The organism is Planococcus sp. A6 (genome assembly GCF_028823615.1).
In the GTDB taxonomy this organism is placed as follows: Bacteria; Bacillota; Bacilli; order Bacillales_A; family Planococcaceae; genus Planococcus.
In genome coordinates, this window is record NZ_JAPEHT010000129.1 from 1 (window position 1) to 8,950 (window position 8,950).

Annotated in this window: 8 protein-coding genes and 2 riboswitches; all 8 genes read right to left on the bottom strand. The window is 48.2% G+C overall.

Features of this window, described 5'->3' with window-relative positions:
• Positions 1-8: 8 nt before the first annotated feature.
• Positions 9-1,346 carry an NCS2 family permease gene (locus ON064_RS15205; RefSeq protein ID WP_274625442.1) on the bottom strand — a complete coding sequence of 446 codons (1,338 nt, stop codon included), beginning with the start codon at positions 1,344-1,346 and terminating at the stop codon, positions 9-11.
• Between the two features lie 109 nt (positions 1,347-1,455).
• Positions 1,456-1,557, bottom strand: a riboswitch (purine riboswitch).
• Positions 1,558-1,671: 114 nt separating this feature from the next.
• On the bottom strand, positions 1,672-3,210 hold the full coding sequence (guaA, locus tag ON064_RS15210; protein ID WP_101189849.1) for a glutamine-hydrolyzing GMP synthase: 1,539 nt from the start codon (positions 3,208-3,210) through the stop codon (positions 1,672-1,674).
• Positions 3,211-3,335: 125 nt separating this feature from the next.
• A riboswitch (purine riboswitch) is annotated at positions 3,336-3,437 on the bottom strand.
• Positions 3,438-3,468: 31 nt separating this feature from the next.
• The gene (locus tag ON064_RS15215; RefSeq protein ID WP_274625443.1) at positions 3,469-5,655 is read right to left on the bottom strand and encodes a transglutaminase TgpA family protein; all 2,187 of its coding nucleotides are present in this window, start codon (positions 5,653-5,655) and stop codon (positions 3,469-3,471) included.
• Positions 5,652-6,338 carry a DUF58 domain-containing protein gene (locus ON064_RS15220; RefSeq protein WP_274625444.1) on the bottom strand — a complete coding sequence of 229 codons (687 nt, stop codon included), beginning with the start codon at positions 6,336-6,338 and terminating at the stop codon, positions 5,652-5,654. The genes ON064_RS15215 and ON064_RS15220 overlap by 4 nt, the downstream gene beginning before the upstream one ends.
• A complete protein-coding gene (locus ON064_RS15225) occupies positions 6,335-6,793 on the bottom strand; it encodes a hypothetical protein (protein WP_274625445.1) in 459 nt (152 codons plus the stop codon). The genes ON064_RS15220 and ON064_RS15225 overlap by 4 nt, the downstream gene beginning before the upstream one ends.
• A gap of 44 nt (positions 6,794-6,837) precedes the next feature.
• The gene (locus ON064_RS15230) at positions 6,838-7,788 is read right to left on the bottom strand and encodes an AAA family ATPase (protein ID WP_101189847.1); all 951 of its coding nucleotides are present in this window, start codon (positions 7,786-7,788) and stop codon (positions 6,838-6,840) included.
• Positions 7,789-7,966: 178 nt separating this feature from the next.
• On the bottom strand, positions 7,967-8,800 hold the full coding sequence (nadE, locus tag ON064_RS15235; protein ID WP_274625446.1) for an ammonia-dependent NAD(+) synthetase: 834 nt from the start codon (positions 8,798-8,800) through the stop codon (positions 7,967-7,969).
• 11 nt (positions 8,801-8,811) lie between these two features.
• The coding region (locus ON064_RS15240) for a hypothetical protein (RefSeq protein ID WP_274625447.1) at positions 8,812-8,950 on the bottom strand (139 nt) is incomplete at its 5' end.

Below are 8,950 nucleotides of genomic sequence, written 5' to 3' on the forward strand. Positions count from 1 at the left end.
GCTTCTCTTTAAGCAAGAAATATAAAATACAAAACGAAGATAACAAACAATCCATACATGATAGGATGAATTTCTTTTCTTCTGCCCGCGACCATCATCGTGATCGGATAGAAAATGAATCCGATTGCGATTCCCGTTGCGATACTATAACCGAGCGGCATCGCGATCATTGTAAGAAACGCTGGAACAGCAATTTCAAATTTACCCCATTCAATCTGTCCAAGAGCTGACACCATCAAGACTCCGACGATGATCAACGCCGGCGCCGTGACCGCACTCGTAATCACTGACAATAATGGATAGAAAAGAATCGCAACCAAGAAGAGGATTCCAGTAACTACTGAAGCAAAACCGGAACGAGCTCCGGCTGCTACGCCTGATGTCGATTCAATGTACGAAGTCGTTGTCGATGTTCCGAAGATTGCCCCGCTAACTGTTGCAATTGAATCAGAGAGCAAAGCTTTTCCTGCACGCGGTAATTTATTATCTTTCATCAAGCCCGCTTGGTTTGCAACTGCCACCAATGTTCCAGCTGTATCAAAAAAGTCTACAAACAAAAATGTGAGGACGATAACCAAGAATTGAATGGTCATCAATGAACCAGGATCATTGAAGATTGGTTCTAGCGCGACGCCGAATGTCGGCGCAAGGCTTGGAACATTCAAATCGATGATGGCAGTCGGCAAGCTGATTACTTGGAAGATCATCCCGACTACTGCAGCGATTAAAATCCCGAAGAAAATTCCACCCTTCACTCCGCGAACCATCATGATCACTGTGACAAACAAACCGAAAATCGCGAGCAGAGCTGAACCGGTCGTCAAATCGCCGAGCCCAACAAGTGTATCGGGATTCCCTACAACGATCCCCGCATTCTGTAGACCGATAAACGTGATGTAAAGCCCGATACCGGCACCGACTGCATATTTCAGTTGGGCCGGGATGGCGTTGATGATTGTTTCACGGATGCCTGACAAGGTCAGCAGAATAAAGATCAATCCGGAAACCAGCACCCCGGTCAACGCAGTTTGCCAAGGCACTCCGTACGTAAGAACAACTGTATAGGAGAAGAAAGCGTTGAGCCCCATCCCCGGTGCTAGAGCGAGCGGGTATTTAGCGACGATCCCCATTAACAGGCTACCGATAGCGGCTGCTAAAGCCGTTGCCATAAATACTGCTCCGTAATCCATTCGGAGGGCAGGATCTAAATCAGGAATCGAGTCCATCGTCAGCGTCAACGGATTGACAACCAAGATATAAGCCATTGCCAAAAATGTTGTTAAACCGCCGATGAATTCCTGACGGTAGTTTGTTCCAAGTTCTTCAAATTGAAAATACTTCTTCATACATAATTCCTCCGTATGCTTTTGTATAAGTCTACGAAAAAAACGCATACAGCGATTTGCCGTATGCGTCCGATTATCCCCGCCCGAAAACAGAGAGTCCGCCTATTTTATAAGGCGGACAAAAAATCGTAGTCGGATCATTTACGGTGAACCGGTAGAGACTCTCAGGCCATATTCCTGAATTTATACGACAAGCTTATTTAATTTCATTTATAGAATACCACGATAGGTATGGAAAGACAAGGTGAAACACGAACAATTATCTATTTTTTTAACTGAAAGTTCGTAAAATAGAAAAACGGCTGCTAATGGCAGCCGTTTGTTTCTATTCCCACTCGATGGTTGCAGGTGGCTTGCTCGTAATATCGTATAATACGCGATTGATGTGATCTACTTCGTTGACGAGACGGACGCTGATTTTCTCGAGCACATCCCATGGGATACGCGCCCAGTCGGAGGTCATGCCATCGATTGAAGTAACTGCGCGGATACCGATTGCATAATCGTATGTGCGGGCATCGCCCATGACGCCGACGCTGCGGATATCCGGAAGCACCGTGAAGTATTGCCAGACGTCGCGATCAAGGCCGGCTTTTTTGATTTCATCGCGCAAAATCCAATCCGATTCGCGGACGATTTCAAGTTTTTCTTCAGTGACAGCCCCCATGATGCGAATGCCGAGGCCTGGGCCTGGGAATGGCTGGCGCCAAACGATTTCATCCGGCATGCCAAGCTCGGTGCCGAGCGCACGCACTTCATCTTTGAACAAAGTGTTGAGCGGTTCGATCAATTCGAATTGCATGTCTTCAGGCAACCCGCCCACGTTGTGGTGGGATTTGATTGTTTGGGCAGTCGTTGTGCCGCTTTCGATAATATCTGTATAGAGCGTCCCTTGGGCAAGGAAGTCCATGCCTTTCAGTTTCTCCGCTTCATCGTCGAATACATAGATGAATTCATTACCGATGATTTTGCGTTTCTGTTCAGGGTCGCTTACGCCTTCAAGTTTTTTCATGAAGCGCTCGCGGGCATCGATCTTGATAACGTTCATGTGGAAACCGTCGGCGAAGGTTTTCATGACGCTTTCCGCTTCCCCTTTACGGAGCAAGCCGTGGTCTACGAACATGCACGTCAATTGATCGCCGATTGCTTTGTGGATCAAGACGGCAACAACTGAAGAATCGACGCCGCCGCTTAGTGCGCAAAGGACTTTCTTGTCGCCTACTTGCTCGCGAATTTTCGCGATTTCCAATTCGATGTAGTTTTCCATCGACCATTCGTCTTTCATGCCGCAGACATCGAAGACGAACTGGCGGAGCATTTCGTTTCCATAAACGGAATGGCGGACTTCCGGATGGTACTGGACACCGTATAGTTTACGCTCTTCGTTTGCCATTGCTGCAATCGGGCAGCCAGGGCTTGTAGCGATGACGTCAAATCCAGGAGGAGCCGCTGTGACGAGGTCGCCGTGGCTCATCCAGACGATTTGTTCTTCTGGCACATCTTTGAATATGGAGCTTTCTTTCGTCAAGGTCAATTCGGCTTTGCCGTATTCGCGGTTAGAAGCTTTCTCGACTTTCCCTTCCATACGCAATGCCATCAATTGCATGCCGTAGCAGATGCCGAGTATCGGCAATCCCATTTCAAAAATTTCCGGATCGATGGAGAACGCATTTTCGTCATAGACGGAATTCGGTCCGCCTGAGAAGATGATTCCTGTTGCGTTCATTTCCTTGATTTCTGTCGCGGTAATCGTGTGCGGGTGGAGTTCGCTATAGACACCGATTTCACGGATGCGGCGAGTGATCAATTGGTTGTATTGGCTGCCGAAATCCAAGACGACGATTTTTTTCTGTTCCTTTAACATAGGGCTGACTGGCAAATCCTTCACCTCTTCTATTCGATTCAGGCCACAATATAAAAAAGAACGCGAAAAATCACTCCTCGCGTTCTTGTCCTCTACGTTAAAAAGGCGAATGCACATGTAAATAAGCATGCGTCATCCGCCTTCATAGTCAAGTCATTTCCGGTGACTTGGTAGAGACATCCGAACCGTATCATCGGACATATATGAGGGCACTGTATTCTATAATTTTCTCAATTGTACAGGCTAGTGTTTTCAAAATCAACCGCTTGTCCGATTGATTAAATTTTCCCAACTTTCCTTCAGTTTCGGCCAGTCGACTGATTCGGCGTCCCCGCCGTAAACGGATTTTTCATACGCTGCCGTCAATTTAGTCATCTCTTTCGTTCCAAAGAATGAATCGACGTATTCAGCATAAGAGCGCAATGTTTGGCCTGGCGCTCGTTTTATTCCATAAAGTTCCAGTTGCTTCAAGAGTCGCAGATAGGCTTTTTCAAAGGTTTCCGCGTCCCCTACTTTACGGCGGTAATAAGGAATCAACACTTTGGGCATCCATTTCTTGCGGATCTTGAATAGCATGAATGCGAGCAATAGCAAACCAATTGTTGCTGCGATGAGCTTGCCAGCCTGTTCGGAGACAAAAGCAAGGAAACGCTCACCCGCTGTCGGTTCGGCATCTGCCCCTGCGCCGTCGTCCGGTTGTTCTGGCTGTGCTTCAGGTTCGGGTTCAGGGCGGTCCGGCATCTCCTCTTCTTCCGGTTCGGAAGTATCAATTTCCAAATCGAAATCAATCGATGAAGCACCGGTAAAGCCGATGGTTGGTTCGAACATCATCCAGCCCACGCCTGGCATATAAGCTTCTACCCAAGAATGCGCGTTATTATTGGTGACTTCGTATACGTCGTAGCCATCCACTGTATCGATGACTTCGCCTTCATTGAAGCCTTTTACCCAACGGGCAGGAATATCCAATGAACGCAACAAGACGACCATCGAAGTCGAGAAATTATCGCAATACCCACGCTGCGTTTCAAAAAGGAATTGATCAACATAGTCTTGGTCTTCCTCGGGAACAGCGATATCGCTTTGGCTGTATTCAAAGCCATTGGTGCCGAAATAACGTTCGACAGCCTGTGCTTGGCCGTAAACGGTATCTGACCCGGCAGCGATTTCTTCCGCTAGTTCCCCAACCCGCTCCGGCAATTCATCAGGCAATTGCAAGTAGCGGTCGTATTCCGGCGGCAGTTCAGACAGTTGTTCCGTATCTGTTTCACGCAATGCTGTCAGGCTGTAAGAAGGTTCGCTATAGAACACTTCATAGACATCCGGTTCAAAAGCTGTATTCTCTTGCAATGTGTCAAAGCGCTGCTGGACCGGATCATAACGATAATCCAGTGTTTCTTCCATTAAGAAAGAAGCAGTGCCGTAAGGATAGAGAACGAACGGAAACGGTAGCTGCATATCCACTAAGGCCGAAGAACGCTCTTCTCCTGCTGGCGGAAAGTCTGTCGTAACTTCATCGCCGTTTCGGTAAAGCTGCTCATCCGCATCTTCTTCGGAAAGCTCCCAGCCCTTTGTCGTATAGACATCTTTCACTTCAACTTTCCAGTACTGGCCTTCTTCGACCTCCGCCCTGAAAACAGTCGTATCATCAGAAACGAACGAGCCGCCAAGCTGTGAATCATCAACGCCGTAACCGATGCGCCCGACGCCTCCTTCACCGACACCCCCTTTTCCGGAATAGGAGGTGATGTATGGAACAGGGTCCGGCCAAATCGGATCTGCTTTTGGCAGATAAAACGCAAGCGCGGTCGAAGCGACCAACAGTAGTAATAAGGGAATCGAAAAGACCAGCAGTTTATCTGTTTTCGCTGCTGCGCCGTGTCGTTCCATCCATCTGGCCAAATGCAATAATCCTGCCAATAATAAGCCGATGACCATGATGCGGACAATCGCCGCATCGCCCGAATAAGGGCTGAATGTATCCAGAACAGCAACGAAAATGACCGTCAATAGATAGAAAAGGAAGATGCTCAGCCGGAAACTGACCCAATAATGGATTAGATAGATGGCCATCCACAATAGCGCAAAGAACAGGACGGTGCGAAATACATCAGTTGTCGCTTGCCAATCTTGGCTGAAGAGCGCCGATAAGCTAATGCTCGCCTGCTCCACGATAAACCGTATGCTTTCTGCCGTAAAGAAGAGATTTCCTGTGTAAACATAGACGATAAACCACAGAATATAGAACAACTTCAAGGGACCAGTGATCCACCACGGAATGTCAAAGAATGCCATCACGAGACCCAATGCCACAAAAGCCAAAAACAGCCGGTGATGGCCGGTTTCGGTTAATTCGATGACAGGGCGCAGCCATTCAGACAACAAGAAAAATACCAAAATATACAATAAGCCCATAAATACTTTATTTTTTCTGATCGATGTCATGAACGATTCGCCTCCATAAACGCCGAAGCGAAATTCTCTGGCACGATAACTTTCACGTGGAAGCCTTTAGATCTTGCATATTGATGGTTTTTTTCATCTTCTGGAGTGACCGAGTCGCCTGTTTCTGTCACGACCAGGCACAAGCACTGGCTTAAGCTCGTTACGTTCCGGCGGATTTCATCGACCATTTCACGTGACAACGAACCCGTTACATAGACTAGGCTCGACACGCGGACTTGTTTCAAATCCTGTCCGACAACCGCTTCGATCGGCCGGTCCAAATCATCCTGGACTTTCGCCAAATGATAGAGCGCGCGCTGCAATTGTTCATCGCTTTGGATCAGCGGGAAAAAGGCGCGCGGCGTGCCGGCGGATAAATAGGCGACACTGGCATGGGATGCCACTACAGAAGTGAGAATCGAAGCGATCAGCTCAACTTGAATTTCGAAGCTTTCGGATGGGGAACGGTCATCAAGCAAGAACAAATCTTGCGATTGACGGTCTTCGAATTCTTTCGTGCGCATCGTCTGCGTTCGTGCAAACGATTTCCAGTGTATCCACGAGACCCGGTCTCCCGGCTGGTAATCGCGGATACCGCTCGCCATCGTGGTATCTTTCACTAAAGTAAATGGCGCCGCGATCGAACCTTGGTCAAAACTGGAACCGATCGGGCGGTACATCATGTCAACAGTGTTCGGATAAACCAGGACGGACTGGCGGGCTGGCAGCAGCTGGCGTTTGTTTCTACCGTGACGCCTTCTAACACATGTTCGCCTCTTGGCATTTCCCCGATTTCATAAGTCCAGGAAAATTCACTGCGAAATCCCGGGAGCAGCAGCTGACGGCCTGCATCGGCCATGCGGACTTTAAGTCGTGCAGATTGTGCCTGTTCCTCGAGGACGGTGTAAAGCAACGGGAACGGAAACGCCCGCCGAACGGTGACAGTAGCCGAAAAACGGTGGCCACTCCGCACTCGCGGGGTATGGACTACCCGTTCTGCGCGCAAATTCCGCAACGGATAGAACGACAACAAGACAGAATAAAGAATGAAAGGAACAGATACGTAGAAAATGAACCAACTGACGAAGCCGCCTTGGAACATGGCGAACGAAAAAGTCAAAAAAAGCAGGATGAGCACAAATATCATCCTGCCCGACGAACCTAAAATTTGTTTGACCCGCTTCATTGATTCACAAGCCTTTGTACAGGCACACGCGTTTTGGCAATGATGCGTTCCGTTAGTTCTTCGGCTGTAATCCCGTCATAGCGGGCTTCCGAACGGAGCATGATGCGATGGCCAAAGACGAATTTCGCCAAGTACTGGATATCATCCGGCGTGACATAATCACGCCCTTTGAGCATGGCATAAGCTTGTGCCGCTTTCATCAAGGCAATCGAGCCGCGCGGGCTGACGCCGAGATAGACATAAGGGTCGCGGCGGGTTTGAGTCGCCAATTCTACAATATAAGTACGGATCGTATCATCCACGCGAATCGTCCGCACTTCTTCCTGCAATTTGAGCAGTTCTTCGAGCGTCAGCACTGATTCAAGCTCTTCAATCGGCGGAATCGACTGGGAACGGGTCAATACTTCAATTTCTTCTTCCCTCGTCGGGTATCCCATTTTCACTCTCAGTAGAAAGCGGTCCAATTGCGCTTCCGGCAATGGATAGGTTCCTTCATATTCAATCGGGTTTTGTGTCGCCATGACGAAAAATGGTTTCGGGATCTGCATCGTCACGCCATCTGTCGTAACTGACGCCTCTTCCATTGCTTCCAATAATGCGGACTGCGTTTTCGGTGACGTCCGGTTGATTTCATCCGCTAAGACGATATTGCCCATGATCGGGCCAGGGCGGAAATGGAATTGCATGTCTTTCGGGTTATAGATGGAAACGCCTACTACGTCTGAAGGCAATAAGTCCGGGGTGAACTGGATACGTTTGAAATCCGCCCCGACTGATTTTGCCAGCGCCCGGACAAGCATCGTCTTGCCGACGCCCGGAACATCTTCAAGCAAAACATGGCCATGCGATAACAAAGCGACCAGACTCAACTCGGCGATTTCGCGTTTTCCGATAATCACTTTTTCGATATTATCTATGACTTTTCCTAATCGTTCTGTCGCTTTCATATCAGTTCCTCCCATATAAGTGAAAAAGGTTTTGAATAATCACAATCTTATTGCCATCATATCGGATTCCAGGCGATAACTCAACTGAGCCATCACGGCATGCCGGTTTGAAGGATTCCTTTGAACCACTCTTGAAAATGAAAAAACGGGAAAAGCATATGCTTTTCCCGTTGTCTTATTAATTATTTTTCCAGAAGTCATCGAAAATCGTCACCGGCAGATTGCGCTTATGCTGGGTTTTCAAGTAATAGCCTTCCAGCTTTTCACGTGCGTCTTCAGCGATTTCCTTGCCTTCCAGATAGTCGTCGATTTGCTCGTAGGTGATGCCAAGCGCGACTTCATCCGGAATGGCTGGTTTGTCTTCTTCCAAGTCAGCTGTCGGGACTTTTGTATACAAATGCTCCGGCGAGCCAAGTGCCTTCAGCATTTCACGTCCTTGACGCTTATTCAATCGGAACAATGGCACTACATCAGCTGCGCCATCGCCATATTTCGTATAGAAACCGGTAATCGCTTCAGCTGCGTGGTCAGTACCGAGCACGACCGCATTGTGCATGGCCGCAACCGAATATTGCGCTTTCATGCGTTCACGCGCTTTTTCGTTGCCTTTTGCAAAATCCGTCAATTTGATGCCTTCCGCTTCTAGCGCGCGGTCGCTGCCATCGACAGCTTCTTTGATGTTGATGGTATAGACTTTCGTCGGTTGGATAAATTTGATGGCATCCTGTGCATCATGCTCATCGGATTGGACGCCGTATGGCAGGCGCACACCGTAAAAACTATAAATTTGATCGCCTGCTTCCTCGTTCAGTTCATCGACTGCCATCTGTGCCAGTTTACCGGCAAGTGTCGAATCCTGTCCGCCCGAAATACCAAGCACAAAACCTTTCAGAAATGAATGGTGTTGTAAGTATTCTTTGAGGAATTCGACCGTGCGCTTGATCTCTTCCTGTGGATTAATAGAAGGCTGTACCTTCAATTCATTGATGATCTGCTGTTGTAATGTCGACATGTGGATCCTCCTTATTTGTTCGTGAATTCTTGAACCGATTCCCGCACTTCCTGGATATTCCGCATTTTATTGTTCCAACATTTTTCGCTTAAATCAACTGGGTATTCTTCCGGATTAAGCGATCGCTTATACTCATCCCACAGCAAATCG

Coding starts and splice junctions, on each gene's coding strand:
- ON064_RS15230 (WP_101189847.1), bottom strand. CDS start 7,788: ATGAAAGCGACAGAACGATTAGGAAAAGTCATAGATAATATCGAAAAA.
- ON064_RS15215 (WP_274625443.1), bottom strand. CDS start 5,655: ATGACATCGATCAGAAAAAATAAAGTATTTATGGGCTTATTGTATATT.
- nadE (WP_274625446.1), bottom strand. CDS start 8,800: ATGTCGACATTACAACAGCAGATCATCAATGAATTGAAGGTACAGCCT.
- ON064_RS15205 (WP_274625442.1), bottom strand. CDS start 1,346: ATGAAGAAGTATTTTCAATTTGAAGAACTTGGAACAAACTACCGTCAG.
- ON064_RS15220 (WP_274625444.1), bottom strand. CDS start 6,338: ATGATGTACCGCCCGATCGGTTCCAGTTTTGACCAAGGTTCGATCGCG.
- guaA (WP_101189849.1), bottom strand. CDS start 3,210: ATGTTAAAGGAACAGAAAAAAATCGTCGTCTTGGATTTCGGCAGCCAA.